22 protein-coding genes and 1 pseudogene are annotated in these 22257 nt (G+C 37.0%); 9 read left to right on the forward strand and 14 right to left on the reverse strand.

Annotation, left to right across the window (positions count from 1 at the left end):
* From KK060_RS18475 to KK060_RS18485, 3 genes and pseudogenes are all read left to right on the forward strand, one after another.
* Positions 1–227: pseudogene (locus KK060_RS18475) on the forward strand (biotin synthase BioB); the annotation flags it as partial.
* 173 nt (positions 228–400) lie between these two features.
* Positions 401–3271 carry a fibronectin type III domain-containing protein gene (locus KK060_RS18480; RefSeq protein WP_254155258.1) on the forward strand — a complete coding sequence of 957 codons (2871 nt, stop codon included), beginning with the start codon at positions 401–403 and terminating at the stop codon, positions 3269–3271.
* A 144-nt stretch (positions 3272–3415) separates the two neighbouring features.
* Positions 3416–5032, forward strand: a complete 1617-nt coding sequence (locus KK060_RS18485; RefSeq protein WP_254155259.1) for a prolyl oligopeptidase family serine peptidase — start codon at positions 3416–3418, stop codon at positions 5030–5032.
* 91 nt (positions 5033–5123) lie between these two features.
* On the opposite strand, the gene KK060_RS18490 is transcribed toward KK060_RS18485, so the two are convergent.
* From KK060_RS18490 to KK060_RS18520, 9 genes are all read right to left on the reverse strand, one after another.
* On the reverse strand, positions 5124–6080 hold the full coding sequence (locus KK060_RS18490; RefSeq protein WP_254155260.1) for an HTTM domain-containing protein: 957 nt from the start codon (positions 6078–6080) through the stop codon (positions 5124–5126).
* A gap of 25 nt (positions 6081–6105) precedes the next feature.
* Positions 6106–6618 (reverse strand): hypothetical protein, encoded by a 513-nt coding sequence (locus KK060_RS18495; protein ID WP_254155261.1) that lies wholly within the window; start codon positions 6616–6618, stop codon positions 6106–6108.
* A 64-nt stretch (positions 6619–6682) separates the two neighbouring features.
* Complete coding sequence (locus KK060_RS18500; protein ID WP_254155262.1) at positions 6683–7507, reverse strand: hypothetical protein; 825 nt, start codon at positions 7505–7507, stop codon at positions 6683–6685.
* A 324-nt stretch (positions 7508–7831) separates the two neighbouring features.
* Positions 7832–10030, reverse strand: a complete 2199-nt coding sequence (locus tag KK060_RS18505; protein ID WP_254155263.1) for a peptidase domain-containing ABC transporter — start codon at positions 10028–10030, stop codon at positions 7832–7834.
* A 12-nt stretch (positions 10031–10042) separates the two neighbouring features.
* Complete coding sequence (locus KK060_RS18510) at positions 10043–11197, reverse strand: HlyD family secretion protein (protein WP_254155264.1); 1155 nt, start codon at positions 11195–11197, stop codon at positions 10043–10045.
* A 172-nt stretch (positions 11198–11369) separates the two neighbouring features.
* Complete coding sequence (locus KK060_RS25245; RefSeq protein ID WP_367397507.1) at positions 11370–11852, reverse strand: CPBP family intramembrane glutamic endopeptidase; 483 nt, start codon at positions 11850–11852, stop codon at positions 11370–11372.
* Between the two features lie 148 nt (positions 11853–12000).
* The gene (locus tag KK060_RS25250; RefSeq protein ID WP_367397508.1) at positions 12001–12447 is read right to left on the reverse strand and encodes a CPBP family glutamic-type intramembrane protease; all 447 of its coding nucleotides are present in this window, start codon (positions 12445–12447) and stop codon (positions 12001–12003) included.
* A gap of 68 nt (positions 12448–12515) precedes the next feature.
* A complete protein-coding gene (locus tag KK060_RS18515) occupies positions 12516–12671 on the reverse strand; it encodes a hypothetical protein (protein WP_254155265.1) in 156 nt (51 codons plus the stop codon).
* 219 nt (positions 12672–12890) lie between these two features.
* On the reverse strand, positions 12891–13082 hold the full coding sequence (locus KK060_RS18520) for a hypothetical protein (RefSeq protein WP_254155266.1): 192 nt from the start codon (positions 13080–13082) through the stop codon (positions 12891–12893).
* 884 nt (positions 13083–13966) lie between these two features.
* Between KK060_RS18520 and KK060_RS18525 the strand changes: the two genes are divergently transcribed.
* A complete protein-coding gene (locus KK060_RS18525; protein ID WP_254155267.1) occupies positions 13967–14596 on the forward strand; it encodes a response regulator in 630 nt (209 codons plus the stop codon).
* Positions 14597–14687: 91 nt separating this feature from the next.
* On the opposite strand, the gene KK060_RS25360 is transcribed toward KK060_RS18525, so the two are convergent.
* The 3 genes from KK060_RS25360 to KK060_RS18535 form a co-directional block, all read right to left on the reverse strand.
* Positions 14688–14768, reverse strand: coding sequence for a hypothetical protein (locus KK060_RS25360; RefSeq protein ID WP_496196145.1), 81 nt, complete (start codon positions 14766–14768; stop codon positions 14688–14690).
* 239 nt (positions 14769–15007) lie between these two features.
* The gene (locus KK060_RS18530; protein WP_254155268.1) at positions 15008–15232 is read right to left on the reverse strand and encodes a hypothetical protein; all 225 of its coding nucleotides are present in this window, start codon (positions 15230–15232) and stop codon (positions 15008–15010) included.
* A gap of 187 nt (positions 15233–15419) precedes the next feature.
* Positions 15420–16115 carry a sensor histidine kinase gene (locus KK060_RS18535; protein WP_254155269.1) on the reverse strand — a complete coding sequence of 232 codons (696 nt, stop codon included), beginning with the start codon at positions 16113–16115 and terminating at the stop codon, positions 15420–15422.
* Positions 16116–16280: 165 nt separating this feature from the next.
* Between KK060_RS18535 and KK060_RS18540 the strand changes: the two genes are divergently transcribed.
* The 5 genes from KK060_RS18540 (at position 16281) to KK060_RS18560 (ending at position 21389) form a co-directional block, all read left to right on the forward strand.
* A complete protein-coding gene (locus tag KK060_RS18540) occupies positions 16281–16724 on the forward strand; it encodes a hypothetical protein (protein WP_254155270.1) in 444 nt (147 codons plus the stop codon).
* Positions 16721–17821: a tetratricopeptide repeat protein gene (locus tag KK060_RS18545; RefSeq protein WP_254155271.1), complete on the forward strand. Its 1101-nt coding sequence runs from the start codon at positions 16721–16723 to the stop codon at positions 17819–17821. Before KK060_RS18540 ends, KK060_RS18545 begins: the two co-directional genes overlap by 4 nt.
* Before the next feature lie 143 nt (positions 17822–17964).
* Entirely contained in the window at positions 17965–19434 is a 1470-nt protein-coding gene (locus KK060_RS18550; RefSeq protein ID WP_254155272.1) for a tetratricopeptide repeat protein, read from the forward strand.
* An 11-nt stretch (positions 19435–19445) separates the two neighbouring features.
* Positions 19446–21014 carry a tetratricopeptide repeat protein gene (locus KK060_RS18555; protein WP_254155273.1) on the forward strand — a complete coding sequence of 523 codons (1569 nt, stop codon included), beginning with the start codon at positions 19446–19448 and terminating at the stop codon, positions 21012–21014.
* 150 nt (positions 21015–21164) lie between these two features.
* A complete protein-coding gene (locus KK060_RS18560; RefSeq protein WP_254155274.1) occupies positions 21165–21389 on the forward strand; it encodes a hypothetical protein in 225 nt (74 codons plus the stop codon).
* Between the two features lie 266 nt (positions 21390–21655).
* Here the strand turns inward: KK060_RS18560 and KK060_RS18565 are convergent, their stop codons facing one another.
* Both KK060_RS18565 and KK060_RS25100 read right to left on the reverse strand, forming a co-directional pair.
* Positions 21656–21817 (reverse strand): hypothetical protein, encoded by a 162-nt coding sequence (locus KK060_RS18565; RefSeq protein WP_254155275.1) that lies wholly within the window; start codon positions 21815–21817, stop codon positions 21656–21658.
* 39 nt (positions 21818–21856) lie between these two features.
* Positions 21857–21991 carry a hypothetical protein gene (locus KK060_RS25100; RefSeq protein ID WP_302180119.1) on the reverse strand — a complete coding sequence of 45 codons (135 nt, stop codon included), beginning with the start codon at positions 21989–21991 and terminating at the stop codon, positions 21857–21859.
* Between the last annotated feature and the right edge of the window lie 266 nt (positions 21992–22257).

Consider the following 22257-nt stretch of genomic DNA (forward strand, 5'->3'; position numbering starts at 1 on the left):
GTATCATTATGCCAAGAGCTATGGTCCGTCTTTCAGCAGGCAGGGTTAGGATGACATTGGAAGAGCAGGCTTTATGTTTCTTAGCTGGTGCTAATTCAATTTTTGCTGGTGATAAATTGCTTACAACACCTAATCCAGGTTTTGTACAAGACAAAGAAATGTTTCAGATTCTACAATTGAAACCACGGCCTTCTCACAAAGAAGCTAGTGTATCTGCATTGGTATAAACTGTGGTTTTAACTTCCACAGTTTATATCTAAGTTTTCTTCATACGGCTGTATCACCATTTTAAAGGCTGCTAAGACTATTTAACTTTATCCCAGCTGATAAGCGGCAAAATGGTATGCTTTTTTTTCTTCCTGTGTGCTGTAAATACAGCGCCAGAACGATAAAAAAACGTATGAAGAAAATTATTACACTCTTTCTAATTTCCTTTACCTATCATCTTTCTTTTTCCCAGGTTGACACCACTTTTATCTATAATGAAAACATGCCTTATGGCACGTTAGACCTCCGTATTAGTAAGACAGCAACCCGATATTACTATCTGCAGGAAGACGTGACATTCAGCTACCGCGAAAGTGCACCGGGAGTAAGAACAAATACATATTTTGACATGACCTCCTGGGACTCCAAAGCCTATGGACAAGGAAACCTACGAGAAAAAAATGGAGCTGCAGATGCTTTCGTCATGAATTACAGGCTATTAAAACCTGTAGGATATGATGCAAATTATGCAAAGGGATATCCTTTGATTATAATGTTTCATGGTGCTGGTGAGCGCGCGAATTGCTGGGATAATACGTGCTATCACTCAAACAGAGCATATTCTCCTGCAACCAATGATCCCCCAGCACCAACAGATGCCAGTTCTAAATTGCTTAATAATGATCATAACCTTCTTCATGGAGGAAAAATTTACTTGGATGCGGTGAATCTAGCCGGTAATAAACGTCCGGATGATCCTTCACTAGCCAACAGGGCTTTCCCCGGTTTTGTACTTTTTCCACAGACACTTAATGGATGGACGGGTTCACAGGTACAGGATGCGCTCCGCATCATAAGGATTCTTGTTAAAAAGTATAATATTGATGAAGACAGAATCTATGTTAATGGTTTGTCATTGGGTGGCTACGCGGCTTATGAGGCTATGAAGCGAGCACCGTGGATGTTTGCTGCTGCAATAACCATGTCAGCAGTAAATGACGCGGGCATAACAAGTAGGGATCTGCAGTCAACTATTACACACATACCTAATTGGACATTTCAAGGAGGCCTTGATAAGGAGCCGACACCTGATAGAACAAGACGGTATGTTAAACTTTTCAAAGATGCAGGAGCTATTGTTAAACTTACAGAGTATCCTGACCTTGGTCATACTACATGGAATAGAGCGTACAACGAACCAGACTTTTTTAAATGGATGTTGGGAGTAAATAAAGCTTCTATTCACGTATTTGCAGGCACTCCTTCTATTTGTAGCGACGAGGGCCTTAAGCTTCAGCTGCCGGAAGGTTTCAAAGCCTATCAATGGCAGATGAACGGCCAGATAATCAACGGTGCAAACCAGGCAACTTTTATTGCGAAAGCTTCAGCAAAATATCGCGCACGTTTTTCACGTGTTGAAAATCCAACAGAAGCTGATTGGAATGAATGGTCTCCCGAAGTAAACGTAACTGTACAACCAAACCCTCCCGTAGCAGAAATAAGACAAGTAGGTACTGTAATGCTCAAAGATCTGAATGGAGGCAATCAGGCAAGATTAGAATCAGTAGGTGAATTTGCCCACTATTACTGGTACAAAAACGGAACCCTGCTCAATTTGCCAGGTGATCAGGATGATACAGTACGTTACTTAAACGTCACATCAACTATGGGAAATGGTGCTTATACACTGGTGGTAGCAAATTATGATAATTGTAATAGTGCACCAACAGCAGCTAAAAATGTTTTCTTCAATGATCAGGCTCCAATGACCATTAGCGCTCCAACTAATTTCAATGGACAAAGTTCATCACCATCCCAAATCAACCTTCAATGGACGGATAACGCTCAGGATGAAATCGGCTACGAGATCTGGAGGAGACGAAGAACGGGAGATAACCAATTCTCCACTTGGGAAATGGTAACATTAACCGCAGCCAATACAACATCATATTCCAATACTGGTTTATTGCCTTCATCTGTATATCAGTACAAGACCCGGGCGGTAAGTAATACGGCAAGATCGCAATATGCACCATCAGCTAACGATGTACTTCAAATTTCAACAGCAGCAGATACACAGGCACCTCAGGCACCGCTTAATCTTAAATCAAAAAGGTTGTCGCTTGAAACATTTCAGCTTATGTGGAGCCCTGCTCAGGATAACGCAGGTATTGGTAATTATATCATCTCCATCAATGATCAAACCATAAAGACGCAGTCAGCTGACACTACATTTAGCTTAAACGATCTAGAAATTAACGGAGTGTATAAGGTACAGGTTGCTGCGGTTGACTTAGGTGGTAACGAGGGGACTAAGAGTAATACGATTACCATTTACAACGGTATTACAGGACTCTTTTATGGACATAGCGCAGGATACTGGGCAAACCTGGATAGCATCAATTGGGCAAAGCCGGAGTATACTGGTTTTGTTGATAACTTCACGCTCTCGCCTAAAACACAGGACGATTATTTTAGCTTCAGATTTGACGGCTTCCTGTTTATCACCACTCCCGGAAGCTATCAGTTCAGAACAAGTTCTGATGACGGAAGCAGGCTAAGCATTAACAAAAATATAATCGTTAAAAATGATGGTGTTCATGATCTGAAAACAGTCGAGAGTAAAGCGATAACACTATCAGAAGGTCCGCAAAGAATTACAGTAGACTTTTTTGATTATATAGAGACCGATACACTTATTGTTGAATACAAAGGACCTGATACCAATAACCAATGGGCTTTGATACCGTCAGCTGCTTTAAAGAGCGGATTGGTGGTAGGAACAGAGCCTGACGTGCCAGTACCATTTGTTGCAAATGTATTCCCTAATCCTACAGTGCAGAGCAATATAAATTTGCAGATAGATACCAGGCATACTGGCCTGATAGATATAACTCTTATAGATCCTATTGGCAGAGAAGTATTTTCAAATCAATATAGTATGGACCAGGGAAGCACACAATTGCAAATTGCACCCGAGCAAAATCTGAAACAGGGAATGTATCTGATCAGAGTAAAACAAGGTGATTATATAAAGCAGCATAAGGTTATTATTAGGGAATAGAATAGACGTCACTTCATTTGGTTGTGTCCTGCTTTTTATACAAAAGGTATGGATACAACCTTTCTTTTTTCAGGTATAACATTTTTGCCCTCACCATATCTATCGTTGGCCTTTCTGATATGTGTGTAAGCAAAAATCAATTCCATGAAAAAAATCTACCTCTCTTTGTTGTGCCTTCTTGTAATCAATTATTACAGCAACGCACAGGTTAAAGCTTCTTATCTGTACAACACGGGAATGCCATATGGCACATTAGACATTCGAACTAGGATTTCCTCAACTAACTACTTTTACCTTGTCGAAAATCAAACTTTTAGCTTTCGCGAAAGTTCCTCAGGTGTAAAGACCAATACTTATCTTGACATGACATCCTTTGACTCAAGCCCATATACCGAAGGGCACTTGAAAAGGAAAAATGGAAGTGCCGATCTTTTTGTAATGAACTACCGGCTGCTGAAGCCATTGAGTTATAGTTCTACGTATGCAGAAGGATATCCCTTAATGGTGTTATTTCATGGAGCGGTTGAACGAGGTAATTGTTATTACAATGCCTGTTATCATTCCAATTGGTCGTATGACCCCAATGTAAATAATCCTCCAGCTCCAAAAACTGCGACTCATAAGTTGTTGAATAATGATTATAACCTCCAACAGGGAGGTAAAGAACATCTTGATGCGCGAAACCGAGCAGCAGGTAAATTACCTAATAATACTACTTTAGGAAGCCGCGACTTTCCAGGCTTTGTTCTTGTACCTCAAATGTTCAATGTATGGGATTCTTTGAATGTTCAGGATGCCATTAGGTTGGTTCAGTTAATTGCTCAGAAATATAATATTGACGAAAACCGAATATATGTCCACGGTCTGTCCATCGGTGGTTATGCAGTATATGAAGCAATAAAAAGAGCACCATGGCTTTTTGCTGCAGCTCAGCCAATGTCTGCAATTAACGATGCCAGCATACGCAAATACAAACTTCAAAGTAAGGTTGCGCACATTCCCCTATGGGCTTATCAGGGAGGTAATGACACAAACCCAGCCCCCGCATACACAACGCAGCTTGTAAATGATTACAAAGCAGCAGGTTCAGTAGTAAGGTATTCATTGTATTCAGGGGTAGGACACACCTGTTGGCCTAAGGCATTTGCAGAGGCAGAGTTTTATTCATGGATGTTATCCAAACGAAAAGAAAATATACATGCTTCAAAAGGTATCACAGTTATTGATGCTTCTAAGGCACAATATCCCATCTTGATGTTGGCAGAAGGATTTCATGCTTACCAGTGGGAAAAAGATGGCGTAGTTATCTCAGGGGCAACCTCATTTACCTATACAGCCAAAACTCCTGGAAAGTACCGGGCTAGGTTTAGCAGAGTCGCAAATCCAACCTCAACCCAATGGAATAAATGGTCTGCACCGATAACAGTTACAACGTCTACTGCAAGGATTGCAAGCACCGAAGATGTAACAGTAATTGAAGATATTGAAGCAGAAGATGTTTTTGAAATGACTACCTTCCCCAATCCATCATCGGCGGAAGAGTTATTCATTCAACTTGAAACAGGTGATATTGAAACATCAGTATACCTGCAGTTGATAGATCAAATGGGTAAAACACACTATCAGGCTGAGCACACACCTGCTGAACTGGCTGAGGGAATAAGGCCACAGCTATCCAATGGTGTTGCAAATGGAATTTACATTATTATGGCTAATCAGGGCAGAAGGTCGATTAAGCAAAAGGTTATGATCCAAAAGTAAAATTCATTAAACTTTCTTTAACAGGAAAAGGTATCAAAACGATACCTTTTTCTGTTTTCATAACTTGCATTTAAATGACTAGCCGAAATAGCTAGTGAATATATTCTTTAAAGGCTAGCTTATTTTTGCCAGACCACGCAAATCTCCCTCGAGCATATTTGGCTACATTTTCTATGTAGCTCCAGCCAAATGCTGAAATATTTAATACCGTCATAATTGCTGAAAACGCATATAGCCCCATGAATATTCCGATACCTGCGTGCATTAATATAATACCAGTAAGCCAATATATTCTTGACAATCTAAACCAGATAAAAAGAGGGTAGGCAGTTTCGAGAAGCAATACAAGATACGTTGCAATAAAAGATAGCCAAGGCATGTATGCGATCCAGAACATGTTTACCTGACTGTATGATGGCTGCGCTACTGCGCGCCATATAGCCTCTCCGCTTGTCCAATCATCACCTTCTATTTTTGCAATACCCGCATTCAGGTAAACAATGCACAAATGGATTTGAAGAATGGTTAACAAAAGATTAGCGTAAATTTTTGTAGTAGTTGTTTCAGGATGTTTAGAGATGGCCCAGTGAGAAGACGAAGGCATAAATATCAGGTAGAATAGGCTGACATGTATGAACGTCTCAACACCATAACCATACATGTTAGCACTATTATTAATGGTTAAATGTAGTAGCCACGAGAAGAATGCCATGATATTGCTTTTAAATCCAAGCATCATTAACGAAAGTGAGACAATGTATAGTCCCAGTAAACTGTACATTATCATATCGTTCGAAACCACTTCACGGTTTAGTAATTCACTTATTCCTGCCATGGTGGGTAAATTCGGCATACTAAAGAGATTACTGCTAATAACCCATTCTATGTATCCATGACTACCGTAAATATCTTTCCAATGAGAACTTAGCAGGAGTAATTCTGCAAGAGCCACTATTGCTGTAGCAATGCGTAAGAATGCCAAAGGTTCTGTTTTAGCAGGACGCATCAGCAACTCACGTATATTAAAATTTATATGTATATGCTTCATAATAATCTTGTTAAGAATTTGTTTTCTACATTCTGCCGTGTGAAGTGCTGAACGTAATCTCGAACATCCTTTTGTAGGATGGGAGCTTGCCTGAGGAATATTCCCGCTGTGTAGGTAGTTGGTAAGTTGCTCCTCTTACACCGATGAATTTTGCCGAAGGATATTTTTCGTATGCTCTTGCAGCCCACGAACGCGCAATCAATTCTTGAGCAATTGATACATTCTGAAAACCAATGATTGAACATTGAAAACGTGTATTTACCTCAGGGTTTGAAACATCAAAAAGATTTACAGGATGTTTTCCGTTTTCATCTTCAACAATTACTTCGATCTTCAGATCGGACGCAATGTTGGGAGAAAAGAAACTATAATCTGCCTGCATCACAGTAACCTGAGAATAGTACTCCACAACCTTTGAGAGCGTTTCATGCTTTGCAAGCCATTCGGCCCAAGCAAATTGATTTCTAAATGCTTTTACAGAGATCAAACCAAAGTGAACGCAGGCCAATATCAGAATGATATAGATTTTTATTTTCATAAAATAAATATTAAGGAAGAAAAACTAGAGAAGCCCTTCACGAAGGCTTCTCTTAGAATAAAACCTATCGTACGCTTGCAGCGCTAAGTACACTTTCAACGTAAGCTACTTCTTCTTCATATCGTCCAGATTCAAGCAGTTTAGCCGTCCAGATGGTTTTAATATAATCGCTGACAGTGGTAATAATTTCGTTACCACAGAACGAGTCGCTAAACTCAGGCGAATAATACGCACCTACTTTTTGTAGGTCAGAAATTTCACCACTGCCCAATCGACTTACAACTTTTCCACCAAGGTGTATTTCAGCCTGGAAGAGTGAGGGGTCGATGTTCGATAGTGCTTTCTCAATACCTCTTATCTCCTTGCTGTCAAGTTTTACTGCCTCGAGACTTACGTTACGTATTACGTTTCTGTTAAGGATACTTTCAACTTTGGTAATAAGTTCTGCATACTTTCTTGATTCAAGAAGCTTAGCCGTCCAGATAGTTTTTATATAGTCACTTACCGTAGTAAGAATTTCATTTGCCGCAACTGATCCGCCGAACGTTTCATCATAGTATGCACCCACTTTTTGCAAATCATAAATGGCAGCGCTACCGATACGATCTACTACTTTACCACCCTCATGCACTTCTATTTGATAAAGTTCAGGGTCAACCTCTTTAAGTAATTCCTGAATCTGTACCAGATCATCTTTCTCCAGTTTTACAGACTTAATATCTGTTGATGGTTGTTCGTTAAATCTTGCAGAAGTTTTACTTTTTCCGGTCGAAGGCGTTGCTTGATTTGAAGCTTGAGGTTCATCAAGCAGTTGGTCTTCGCATGACATAACACATGATGCAAGTAATACAGCAGATACAGCACCATAAATTCTAAGATTTCTTTTCATGTTGATTTTAATTTAAGTTGTTACAATAATTTTCTGAAATAGTTGTCTGGCCGAAACATCAACTTCAGAGCTTTTAAATAGAGTTCATGAACGACTACATGACAAAAGTGATCTGGAATGGATGCGAAAACAACGGGAAAAACCCTTATACTTTTAGGGTGATTTTCCGGTAGGGTAGTGGTATTGTTATTTACTTTGCCAATAATGCTGTTAGTACAGTCGATTGACAGTAAAATGCTTATTCTTAAGTTGATGTTAAGGAGAAGGGAAGAAAGATGTGCTTTATGGTGAGTATGTCCGAGTTGTCTTTAGATTATTTTCAATTTAGAGTGAATAATGCTCGTGATCTTTGGATTTTATAGCTTCATCAATTGAAGGAAATTGTTGACTCCATAATCTCAAATATTGGCCGCGATTTTTCAAAAGTTCCTCATGGGAGCCTTCTTCAGTCACTTTTCCTTTATCGAGTACTACAATTTTATCCGCCATATAAATAGTACTAAGACGGTGAGCAATGATAATAACTGTCTTGTTATTACTTCTCAATATGTCAATCATTCTATGGACATATTGTTCAGATGCTGAATCAAGTGCACTTGTTGCTTCGTCAAGTATGAGGATTTCAGGATCTTTGTATAGTGCTCTGGCTATAGCTATACGTTGTTTTTGACCACCCGAAAGAGTAGCACCATTTTCTCCGAGGTAAGTGTTAAAACCATTTGGTAGCTTTTCAATAAAGTCAATAATTCCAAGGCCCGTGCAAATTAAGATTATTTTTTTAATATCGGGCTCATATTCACCTACTGCTATATTTTCAATAACGTTTCCTGCAAACAAATCAATCTTTTGTGGCACTACACTAATGAGCGATCGCAATGATTCATTTTCAATATACTTTAAATCATATTCACCTAAAGCCACACTTCCATTTTGTATAGGGTGCAGATTCTGAAGAATGGTAATAAGTGTTGATTTTCCTGAGCCACTTTCACCAACCACGGCAGTTACTTTGCCTTTAGGAATCGTGAGGTTTAGATCATTAAATACGGTAACTCGTGATCCATATCTGAATTGAACATTTTTAAATGAAAGTTCACCAATAATTTCTTTTGTAAGCCTGATTTTATTCTCATTCTTCTCACGTTCCAGATCCATGATTTCAAAAAGTCGATCAGCAGCAATTAATGCGTTTTGAACAGCTTTATTCATTCCTATAAGGCTGCTCACTGGTCCTGTAAAATAGGCTATTAATGCATAAAACGATAGAAGTTCTCCGGGTGTTATTTCTTTATCAAGAACAAATCCTGCTCCGGCCCATAGAAGAATAATGGTGAATAGCCGTGAGAATAACTCTGTCGAATGTGCAGAATAAATACTGTTTAAGCCTGAACGGTATACAGAATTAAGTAAAGAGACGAAACGTGTTTCTGTTTTAATATTTGTATAGCTCTCAAGACCAAAACTTTTTATCGTACTTATAGAATTAAGTGATTCTATAAGTTGTGATTCAAGCTCAGATGCATTCTCCATTACTTTTCGCTCAGCTTTCTTATTAATAAGATTAGTAATGAAGTAGATTAAAGTGTATATAGGAATAATCAGTAATACAACCAATGCCAGTTTCCAGTAGTAAGTGAACATTAAAGCAAACGACAGAATGATAATGAATAGATTAACTGCTATATTAATGGCAGCATCATTGATGAATGTCCTGATTTTTACTGCATCATTAATGCGCGATATAATTTCACCTACCCGCATGGTGTCAAAGAACTGTTGGGGCAGTTTAAGTAAATGCTTATAATAACCAAGTATAAGTTGTGCATCAATAAGCTGACCAGTACGTAAAATAAAAATACTTTTCGATGCACCTACAAAGATTTGCAAGGCCAGCAGACCAAGCATTACCACTGTCATCAGGTTAAGCAAGTTTCTATTTCCGTCTACCAGCACATAGTCTACAATCTTTTGAACATAGATTGATGTCGTAAGCCCTACTAGTGTATATACTAATGCACCAAACAGTGCTTGGGTAATAATGCTTTTATGAGAGCCAACCAATGACAAGAACCGTGTTGCGAGAGAAATTTTTGTATTACCAGATTCGAAGTTTTGGCCGGGGAGTAATAGCACCAGAACACCGGTCCATATTTTTTTAAATTCTTCATGAGAGTACTTGTGCAGCTCACCATCCCCTGGGTCCATTACTTCTACGTATTTAGGTGTGATCTTGTAGAGCACCAGGTAATGATGTAACGTGCCTTTTACAATTACGTGAACGATGGCAGGCGTAGGAACTTTAAACAGACTTTCAAATTGTCCTTTTACTCCTTTAGCTTCAAATCCAAGCTGCGTGGCTGCTTCTATCAACCCTAATACGTTTGTTCCTTTCTTATCTGTAGACGCTAACTGGCGGATCCGGGAAACAGGAAGATTAAGATTATAAAATGAAGCTATAGAGGCGAGACATGCAGCTCCGCAGTCCATTATGTCTCTCTGTTTGATTTTTACTGGTCTTTTCATTTCAGATTGCTATTATTGGATTTTGTACAGGTTAGGATTCATCCAATCATCCATTTGGTCATATAGCAATTGCCATAGTGTTCTTTCTGTTACAATAAACCTGGCTTGCAGTGTCATTCCTTTTTTTAAACTTCCCTTGTATCCGTTCTTTAATGCGAGATACTCTGTGTCTAGCGAACATTTTACTTTAAATACAGGCTTCTCATTAATAAGTTGTATGTCATTAGAAATTTCTGTTATCTTTCCCGTGGCAAGACCCCATTGGTTATAATTAAAGGCATCAATTTGATATCTTGCATACATATATTTTTGAAGAAGACCAATATCGTTCGGCGAAACATAAGCTTCTACAATAAGACTTGTATCAGGCGAAATCTGAACAAGGTCCTGGTTAGAGAAAACCATGCTTCCCGCATAGAGACTGGCGTGATTTTGAATGGTACCGGACACAGGTGCCCGTATAATAAGATTTTGTTTCTCCTCATGAAGCTGTGAAAGCTCACTCTCATATTGCGCTAACTCTTTTTCATAATTCCGTAACTCACTTTGCCACTGAGTAAGTTGTGTTTGTTTGAGAAGCTCAAGTTCGTGAGTTGCTTTGTTTAACTCATAAGCATAATTCTCAAATTCAGCATCAGCAATTACATTCTCCCCGTGAAGTTTCAGATTTCGGTCATAGTCGCGTTTAACCTTCGAATAGTGTGTTAGTACCTCATTCAACTTCTTTTCATAATTAGAAAAAGCTTGTTGATAAAATGATGTTTTAAGAGAAGGTAAAGTTGTATTTGATGCACTATGATGAATAAGGATACTTAAGTCTTTGCTAAAGTTCAGTGTTTCTTCTTTCTTCTTTTCTAGAAATTTCTCCTTTTCGTTCAGTACATTGTTCTCAATTTTATAAAGAATATCACCACTTCTTACTAACTGATTTTCCTTGACAAAAGATTCTTTAAGAGTGCCGTTTGCGAGCGACCTGATAGACGTAACTTCGGTCGAAGGCCGAATAAGTGCATGTGAATGAATAGTGACGGAAATAGATATGAATGGCAGGGAGAATAATGCAGTAATTATAAAAAGGATAACCGTAATGTATAAGGTGTTACTTCCTTTTGAATGTTGCTTAATTAAACTCTCAATAGAATTTGTGAGTATCTCTTGTGGTAACATGCTAATGATTATTATCCCTTTATTAGGAATGGTAATCGAATATGAGATACGTACGTTAGGAAAGCAAGCCCATAATTATTTTGTCAGGAAAACCGTACAGAATATTATTTATCAAATTAGCAGGAGTAAAATTATAGCAGAAAGAAAGGAAAATTTAATTAGCCAAGCTATCTTAATAGAATTTACTGTTGTTTATAATAAATGCGATTAAATTGTATAAACTATGAATTGTAAAAGTGATGACAAAGGGATTACTATTTCTTTTGAAATAGTACGCAACATTGTAAATCAATCCTGCACATATTCCACTTAAAATGTAGAGTGGATTATAAAAGTGCCATATTCCGAAAAGGAGAGATGATAACATTATAATTAGGGCTGGCTTACATTTGTTTAATAAGTACTTAAAAGGAATATATTGAAACAGAAATGTTTTTAGCATTGGGCCGAGTATAACAAGTATTCGAAGGTCCGTATAAACATTTTCAGTTTCTCTTAAATCTTCCAGTATAGACTTTGTCGAAATATGCTTTGATATAATGTTAAACGCAATAGCGGTCAAAACGCGTATAACTGTAAATAAAATTATGAAGAGTAATGTCTTAAACGTACGTCTATCAATTCCAATTGTTGATCCTGATGTATTCAATAACATATTCTATTACTTAAAGGACTTACATGGGTTAGTGTATTTATGGTGTCTTTCTTTCAAAAGTTTTATTGCCAGTTTATAATCTTTATCCAGTTAATATAATTGAAGGTAAATTGATTAGCGAATGTAGAACTACGCCATTTTTTGCGAGTCAAACCACAAATAAATAACCATAGAGGTTATAGAGCGAGTGATAGGCAACCACAATTAAGAAATAGTATTTTGAATAATGCCGTGAAAAAATATAAAGCGTATTCATAAGAATACCGCCACAGAATGCCATTATAGCATAAAGCCAAAAGTAGAGGTGAAAGAGTCCAAAAATTAATGAGAGCGTTAGAATGAGCAGAAGCTTATTCCTGATTTTTAATTTTGTTAGAACTTGATAAGGTAGATGTTGAAAAAATAACGTTTCAACAAGTGGTGCTATCACTACTATTAGAAGAAATTTGATTGGCTCTGAGAATGAGTCAAGGTCATTATTTCCAGAACTATAATGAAAGAACGTATCGTTAATCCAGTTAAATAAATATCCAGTAAGAACTGCTAACACCAAGAGAATTATAAATAGAAGATATAGACCCGACTTTGGTAACATTTTTTTAGCTATTAATATAAAAATAAAAAGGGTACAATTATTTGTACCCTTTAAATATCAATGGATACCTATTTCAATCCTGGCATGTGCTCAGATGAATATGCCGCCCCACTTCTAAATGCCTCCATACCTCTTCCGATAGCTCCTACTCCATACGCAACCCAATACCATAGAGATTCACCACCGTTTGTTGAAGATGCCTCCTCAGATGATAGTTCCTCCACATTTAGAGTTTCGTCTAATTTAAATTCAATGTTCAACATAATTAGCTTTGTTTAAATTTTTAAAAGAATGATTTGTAGACATAACGAACAATAGCAGGTAAATTCTCTATAAGCCAAACTATAAGATGAATTATTGCAAATGCAAAAAGAAGCGTAAAGTAATCCATGTATTTGGTCTTTTTCAGGAACATGCTATTTTATTCAATATGTTTTGGCTTATTAATGACGAGGTGTACCGTTCCAACCATCGACCAGGCCTTCGCGAATATCGCCAAAGTTATCAATAGCAGAAATTACAAGCGCTGCATTAAGAATTGCCCAAAGGATTCCACCATTAGTATTGTTACTTTCTTCTTGATTTAGTTCCACCACACCGATAGGTGCGAACTCCTGTAAATTTAAGTTTTGCATTTTTTAAATGTTTTAAATGAGAAATATTAAAGGAGAGCAGGGCTTTCCAGATTTTTGAACTTAGAGTTTCTAATTCTAAATTTATAAAGTGATTTTATAACACCAGAAATCTGTCTGGTACAGGGTCTTTGCAAAAACGTATTCTAATATGCCTGGTATAAATTATAAAGTCAAAGCGATAAGATAGTTTATCAGGAAAACCATACGACGGGTTGTCTGGATTTTATGGATGTTCGTCACTGGGTGCTAGTACTGAATGCTTGATCTTGAGAAATACCAGAAATAGAGATTTTTTTAAATCAAACAACCATCAAGAATCTAACATCGGGAAATAAAAACGAGGATCTATTGTATTAAGCAGCGATATAAAAAAACACCCCACCAGTAGGGGTGAGGTGTGGGGTTTATACCGGATGGGCCTTTTTATTCTCTTAAATGATAATATCTTAAAAATAGAAGTGAAACTCGCGCTTCACTTCAAGAAAGGGTTTTATTAAGCTTCTTTAGAGTTTACTCAACCTGCTAGCTCCTCAGAAGGTTTATGAATTAAATTTAGATGTTAATTATCAGATTTCATTGCTAGCGCATATTATGTCAGGAAAACCGTACAACATGGAATCAGGTTTTCCTGACTTTATATTCATTGCGCTGACGGGAAGTATAAAAAGGAGCAGTATTATTGATAGCAATAGTCCAATGGTTATCGCCACAATCAGGCAGGTCACGGTCTTTAGCCTCTTATTATCTTCATCCATTTCGTCTTTCATTGTACTAATTAACCACTCCTTAAAGGAAGTATCTCCATTTTACTTATTTAATCAGGAAATCCATACAATTACTTGTCAGGTTTTCAGTATATCTTTGGAAAAACACCAATTACTTAAATGAAGGTAAATGTTCTTATTGTCGATGATGAAGCACTTCTGCGCGAAGGACTGCGAGCCATGCTTCAGCACGAAAGCGTTGTAAAAAACGTTTATGAAGCACATGATGAGAAAACATTTCAGGAAGCCCTGATAAAGAACACTGTTGATCTTATTTTGCTGGATGTAAGGCTACGTTCAGTAACAGGCTTCGACCTACTTGCCAGGTTAAAGGCCATCGACCAGCACCCTAAAGTAATAGCAGTTACAGGGTTGGATGGCACCGAGATGATCATCAACCTGTTAAAGTCTGGCGTACATGGCATCGTTTATAAACTTGACGGCTACAGTGAAATCAGCAAAGCAATAAAAAACGTGCTGCAGTCAGGCACATATTTCCCTGAGAGTGTTTTAAAGATCATTCAGACAAATGCACAACGCTGGCAGGAAATACCTTCTGTTACGCTTACATTCCAGGAGAAGGAAATGTTAAAAGCAATAGCCACTGGCATAACAACAAAGGAAATTGCTGTACACCTAAAGATGAGCCCCTCCACCGCCGAAACTTATCGGATAAGGCTTATGAAAAAGGTAAATGTTCCCAATACTGCTGCGTTGCTCGCATACGCCTTCCGTAACGGAATTCTCTAGTCATAATACCTCCCGCAGAGAAATTGGTAATTAGCATCGCTATAGGAGCAATTCAAAATACCTCTTTAGCCGATTTAGGACAACACGCGAGTTACTTCTTATACAATGCCCTGCTCTTTTCAATCATCTCCATCATTTGCTCTTGCAAGCTCTCCGGGCTCAGCACCTTCACCTCCGGCCCATAACTCGGCAATAATTGTATGAGCGCTACCTTCCGCCTTCCTTCTCCCTTTCATCTGCCTTCATTCATCCTTCTGTCCTTCTTCTGTGATCCTTGTATCAACTTTGTCAAAAAGGCCTTTTTAATGAAGGATCATTGAATTTACAGTGAATTATCACAGAACCAATACTGATGCCAGAAGGATGCTAGTTGGGTAACAGCCGGAATGTATAAGGGAGAATAAACATTTATTAATGATGTAGTAACGCGCTACTGCGTTCTTGGTTAACGGCAAAGCCTTTAGTACTCCATTCTCCGCAGCGGTCAAGGATTATCTTGTACCCCCCAAAAATAGTAGCCATTCCTGTGGATGATTTTACAGGAGTTGCGGGAAGTATTGTTCCTGTTAGGGTTTCTGACAACATCAAAACCATCCGGATACGGTGAGTATACAGCGACCGGATGGATCTGTTCATGAATCAGGCTGCAGTTAAGTTTTATTTGCAACGCAAACTTGATGGTGATGAAGGATGGGATGATCAAAACGATGACGATGCAACAACGTTTTTGATACACAATAATTAATGAAAAGAAGGGACCACACGGATCAGACTTGAGCTATACATACTTGTCCTGGTCCCTGTCCCTGTCCTCTTCTTCACTTCATATCGTTGTATCAACGGATTGTTTATGGAACATTTCATATTCAACTCTTGCAAGTAAACCTTTTTCTCCTTGAAGATATTGAATCCTGGCACCTATTGCCTGGGTCCGTATTTTCAGGGTATTGTGTTTCTTTTTTAAGCGATTGATAAATTCCGGAATACGGGCAAACCCGCTGCCATCATCTTCAACTTCAATAAGAAGTTTCTTTTCCTCCCATTTCAACCTGACCCATATATGCCAGGCCGAAGAGTGCTTAAAAGCATTGTGTATTAACTCCTGTACAATCCTGAATAAAAACATCTCAATGTTATCTGCAAAACGTTTGGGCGATCCTTCATTGGAAAAATGAATATGGTTAGAACCAGGATGCTCCATGTTCTGGCAGAGCATAGCAAGGGTATTCGCCAGTGTATCACCTTCAATGCGGGCAGGAAGAAGCCTGCGAGAAATATTACGAATTACCTTTGTTACCTGCTCAAAGTCATTACCCATTTTAAGAGCCAGCGATTCTACTTCTTTCGCATCCGTTGCCGATCGTTCTATTCTGTCAATGTATAACCTGAAGACAGAGAGCTTTTGAATGAGGTCATCATGAATTTCAGCACCCATCTCTGAAATGATATGATCACACGTCTCCGCCACCCGTTTTGATATCTCCGCTTCCAGTTTCTTCCTCGATATAAAAATTGGCATGAATAAGAATTTTGCTTTAAAATTAATAAGTAATTACCTATGTTATAGTTTGTTCAAACTATTTAACCCTAACTTCAGGAAAATGATGGCAATAAAATAGTACAATGGTCTTGCTTTTTACCATTGGATAAACTTGTTTTCTGAAAAGTACTCCTAAACAATTATATGAAGTTAAAGACCTGTGTTTTCCTTATTGCGGCTTTATCCCTATTCATTCACACACAAGCACAAAAGATAGATTCTTTAAAGGCGTTACTTCCAAATACTACCGGCACAGTAAGGGCTGATGTATTGATTGAATTAGCACGGGAAAATATTAATATAGATTATAAGGTGTCCAATAGATATGCACTTGAAGCGATGAGTATCGCGAAGCATTTAAACGACAGCGTACGCATAGTTTTATCGGGAAGATTGTTGGCAACAACTATGAGGAAACTAGATATGCTTGACTCCTCCATTAATCTCTACCGTCGAATTATTCCTATTGCCAGAAAGAAGAAATTGAGTAACGAGTTGAAGCGATCAGCTAATAGCTTAGGGATTTCTTATCTTATGAAGGCTCGGTATGATTCCGCATTAAAGTATTTTTTCGAATCTAGGATTTGAGTAGGGGAGAAGCTGACTACGATATAGCTTTAAATAACATTGGGCTTACTTATTATAAATTACGTGACTATAAAAAAGCACTTTCATACTATCGCCAATGTATAGATGCAAAGATTAAATTACAGGATTACTTTGATTTGGATAGAGCGCTTATAAATATTGGCCTTTGCTACAGAAATTTGAATGACTTTAGTAAGGCAAAGTATTACGTTGATAGCGCTTTCAATGTTTGTAAAACCAACTGTTCCGACATTATTAAAATCGAAGGGAACTTTTGTTTAGGGAAAATTTATACAAACCTTCTCGAGTTCGAGATAGCGAAAGATTATTTTATTAAATCCTACGTATTGGCAAAGCGAATTGGAGATACTCGGTTTAGTTTAGAAAACATTAGTGAATTAGCGTCTATCCTAATCAGGAAAGATAGAATTGAGGAAGCGGTGAAATACTTAAGAGAAGCAGAAACTTTCATAACAAATGATGCATCTTATAATTTGGAAATAACTCGAATATATTCATGTTATATTGATCTATACAGAAAGATTGGAGACTATAAGAGGTTAGCGCTTTATCAAGAGAAGTACATTTTATTGAAAAATAGTATACTTAGTGAAACACTTACTACTGGTCTCATGAAAATTGAAGCTGAGCACCTCCAAAAAGAAAACATGGCCCGTATTGAAACGCAAAAACAAGTTATTGAGCTCACCCAAAAGAACATTGCTGTTCAGCGCTGGGTAAATATTCTTATCGGAGTTATAGCTTTTGCATTACTTATCGTAATAATGCTACTGATAAGAATAAACAAAACCAGGAAAACCATTAACGAAGCACTTGAGAAGAAAGTACAGGAACGTACAAAAGAACTTCAACAAAGCCGCGACTCCTGGCACAAAGCCTACGAGGTAAAAGAACAACTGATAGCCAAAGCAACAACTGAAATAAAGAGTTCCATAGCTACTTTAAAAGGGTTAAGCACCTTAGGCTTAAAGCAATTTAAAGAACCAGACGCCATCCAATACATGCAAGAAGTGGAATTGACTTCCGGTAATCTGATGTCTGTGATCGAAGTGTTTAATAATAAAGAATTTACCTAAAAAGCTTAACAGTGAAGGATATGAAGAATCGCACAAGGTTACTAATAAATTATAATTTACTAGTATACCTTCTCCTCTGTTTAATACTTTACACACCCAATGCCTATTGCCAGAAATCTAAAGCAGATTCTTTATTAACTCTTGTGAATACAACAGAAGGTAAGGAGAAGCTTAATAATCTTATCGACTTAGCTCGTGAATTATCGCTGATTGATTATAACGAGTCAATGAAGTATGCCCAAGAAGCACGAGCGTTGTCATCCTTGCAGAAAGATACAAGTGTATGGGTAACAGCTTCACGGATTGTAGGGCAACTGTATAAGAGGTTGGATAAATATAAAGAAGCACAAGTTATTCTACTAGAAGCCTTACCACTTGCAGATTTGAGAAATTTAATAAAGGAACGTAAGAAAATAAGAATAAGCTTGGGGTCTTTATTTGCACAACAGGCTAGATACGATGCAGCTCTGAAGCTTCTGTTTGAAACATTAGAGCTTTGTCAAATGGATGGAGAAAACCAGGAGTTTTACATAGTATTAAATAATATTGGCTTTGTTTATTATAAACTTAAAGAGTACAATAAAGCACTTTCATACTACCTACAATCCCTTGATCTTCAGAATAGATTACAAGAATATTATGACTTTGAAAGTGATCTCTTAAATGTTAGTCTTTGTTATATCAATTTAAAAGACTTTGGCCGGGCCAAGGAATATGTTGACAGTGCCTTAAATAGTTGTAAAACACACTGTTCAGATGATGTGATACTTAATGGATATTATAGTTTAGGAGAAATTTTTCTCAATCTTAAAGATTCAGCTAAGGCTGAATATCAATTTGTCAAATCCTTAAAAACAGCTAAAGATTTAGGAAACCACCGTTTGGTGTTGGATAATATAGTTCAATTAAGTCATATATTAATTTCTCAAGGTAGAATGAGTGAAGCTAAAACTTATCTAGAAGAAGCTGAAGTTCTTATTAACAATAGTGCATCTTTCAATTTAGAGATAATCAAAATCTACTCTTGCTTGGTAGCATTTTATAAAAAACTTGGTGATTTTATACAAATGGCATATTATCAAGAGAAATATATTAGTATAAAGGACAGCATTTATAATGAGGCTCTGACAACAAACCTCATGAAGGTAGAAGCTGAGCACCTCCAAAAAGAAAACATGGCCCGTATTGAAGCACAAAAACAAGTTATTGATCTCACCGAAAAGAACATTACTGTTCAGCGTTGGGTAAATATTCTTATCGGAGTTATAGCTTTTGCATTACTTATCGTAATAATGCTACTGATAAGAATAAACAAAACCAGGAAAACCATTAACGAAGCACTTGAGAAGAAAGTACAGGAACGTACAAAAGAACTTCAACAAAGCCGCGACTCCTGGCACAAAGCCTATGAGGTAAAAGAACAACTGATAGCCAAGGCAACAACTGAAATAAAAAGTTCCATAGCTACTTTAAAAGGATTAAGCACCTTAGGCTTAAAGCAATTTAAAGAACCAGACGCCATCCAGTACATAAAAGAAGTGGAATTGACTTCCGGTAATCTAATGTCTGTAATCGAAGTGTTTAATAATAAAGAATTTACCCAACAAGCTTAACAGTTAAGGATATGAAGAATCGCATAAGGTTACTAGTAAATTATAATTTGCTAGTATATCTTCTCCTTGGTTTAATACTTCACACACCCAACGCCTACTGCCAGAAATCAAAAGCAGATTCATTGTTAAATCTTGTAAATACAACAGAAGGTAAGGTAAAGTTCGATTATTTGATTGATCTAGTAAGAGAGATAGTTAGTAAAGATATACGAAAAGCTTTCACCTATGCTCAGCAAGCCCGTGAGTTAGCAGTGAAGCAAGGAGACACCGTAAGATGGGTGACCGCCTCTCGAATAGTTGGACAACTATATAATATGATGGCTAAACCAGAAGAAGCTAAAGATGTTCTGCTCAAAGTGTTACCCATGGCGGAAAAGTTAAATCTAATTCTTGAGAGGAAAAAGATTCTGTTAAATTTAGCGTTAGCATATAATAATACTGCTAATTATGATGAGTCTTTAAGAACTAATTTTAAGGCATTAGAGCTATACACAAACAATTATGATTTGGAACTCGCATCGATTTCCAGTAATATCGGAATATCTTACCTTAAACTTGGAGACTATAAAAAGGCACTCTCATACTTTCTTCGATCATTGCGTATTAAGCAACAGATAAATGATTATCATGATATGGAAAGGACTTTCATAAATACGAGTCTTTCCTACGCATGCATCGATGACTTTAAATTAGCTAAAACATATTTAGATAGCGCTTCAATTATATGTAAAGGGAAAGGGAATTGCTCTGTTCAAATTGAAATTGAGTGGAATTTTTGTTCAGGAATTATCCATTTTGGACTTAAACAATTTGATTTAGCGGTTCAGAATTTCAGAAGATCCTATTACTTGGCCAATCAAATTGAAGACCATCGATTTGTTCTGGATAACATTGATTACCTGGTCAAAATTTACAATGATAGTAATCAATACGAAGTTGTAAAATATTTGAAAGAAGCAGAAGTAATAATTGATAGAGGCACTCCCTTTAATCTTGAGGCAATAAAAATCTATAGTCATTTTATTGATTTATATAATGTCGAAAAGGATTTTGAGAAAATGGCCTATTATCAAAATAAGTATATAGAATTAAAGGACAGCATTTACAACGAGAATCTTACAACTAATCTAATGAAAGTTGAGTCCGACTATCTGCAAAGGGAGAACATAGCGCGCATAAAAGCACAGGGTCAGGTCATTGATCTCACCGAAAAGAACATTGCTGTTCAGCGCTTGGTAAACATTCTTATTGGCATTGTAGCTTTTGCATTACTTATCGTAATAATGCTACTGATAAGAATAAACAAAACCAGGAAAACTATTAATGAAGCGTTAGAGAAGAAAGTACAGGAGAGGACATATCAGCTTGCTTTAAACAGAGACTCTTGGTTACAAGCATATAAAGAAAAGGAAGCCTCACTGGAAAAGGTAACAACAGAAGTGAGGAGTACCATAGCTACAATAGTAGGACTAAATAGACTTGTTCAGAAGGAGATACACGATCCTCGCATACTTGATTATACTATACAATCGGATCACGCTTCAAAATCTTTGTTGGATAGGATTAGAGCCTTTAATTGAGAATTAGATGGTTGGTTTGCCAAAAGAACCTAGCTTGATACCGTTGCCTTATTTAATGTCCTTCTACTTTTAAACAAATAGACCAGGGGAAACCCATTACGAAGCACTTGAAAAGGAAGAACATAGGTATAAAGGAGCTTCAGCAAAGCCGTGATTCCTGGAATAAGCTACCAGATAAAAGAGCAATTGGTATCCAAAGCCACATCCCAAGCAATGTTCCGTGGTGCCTTAAATTCATTAGGCATTTTGGGCTTAAAACAGTTTAAAGAACCTGATACTATCATTATGACTACGGTAGATATGACATCATCGGGTTTGTTATTAGCAATAAGGATATTTCACGATCAAGAAGAGCGTGAGATCATTAAATGGTAGTATTTGCAGCGCAAAACCTAAAGCCGGTTTGTGTTTTAATAAACTAACTATATCGAGTAAAAGTTAGCAACGTTGCTTTTCGTAAAAAAAACTCGAAGTTTAATCTATTCCTTTGTAAGGAATTCAAATTTTATCAAAAACGCGTAAAAAATCAATGTAATATTTTTTGATTATTTTAACTAAACTAATAAAATTTTTAACATTTTATTAGTTCCAATACATCCTGATGTGTTGGATATAAACAATGCTGATTACTAGCTTTTTCTTCAAAATTTATCTTCAGCAATTACTCCTCCTATGGGACTCAAAGTAATTGAGGATTCTTCCAGTTTAACCTTTGTTCTTTCGGAAGTTGTTTCAGTATCGTACGTAAAGGAAAGAGTGGCTACTGCAGCGATGCCTAAGAAGAAAAGAACTTTAATTTTCATGCTTTATTAATTAGAAAGAAAATGTTGATACCCAATACTTTAAAAACCACCTGTTCCTGCTGTTCCGCCGTTACTACCATTCTCATAAGCAGGAGCTACTTCTTCTTCAGTACAAGATGAAATTGTAAGACAGCTACCAATAGTAATAATGATCAAGTAAATAATTCTTTTCATGGTGAGTTATGTTTAGATTTGTTGGTTTTATTGACTAAATTGTCATGTAAAGGTGACATGTATTACTGTATTTTTACCTACCAATATTTGTGTTTAAGATACTCGCGTACGGTTTCAAATTTTATGTTTTAAAAAGGGTATTTATTTGCTCAATAATCCTGTTAATATTTTTTACTGGTTCGCATGGTCAACTTAGACAAATCGATTCAATTAAGGTTGTAATAGATAAGAGCTCTGGAAGTGACAAATATGATGCATTAATCTCT

Source organism: Chryseosolibacter indicum, from assembly GCF_018598585.1.
Lineage (GTDB): Bacteria > Bacteroidota > Bacteroidia > Cytophagales > Cyclobacteriaceae > Chryseosolibacter > Chryseosolibacter indicus.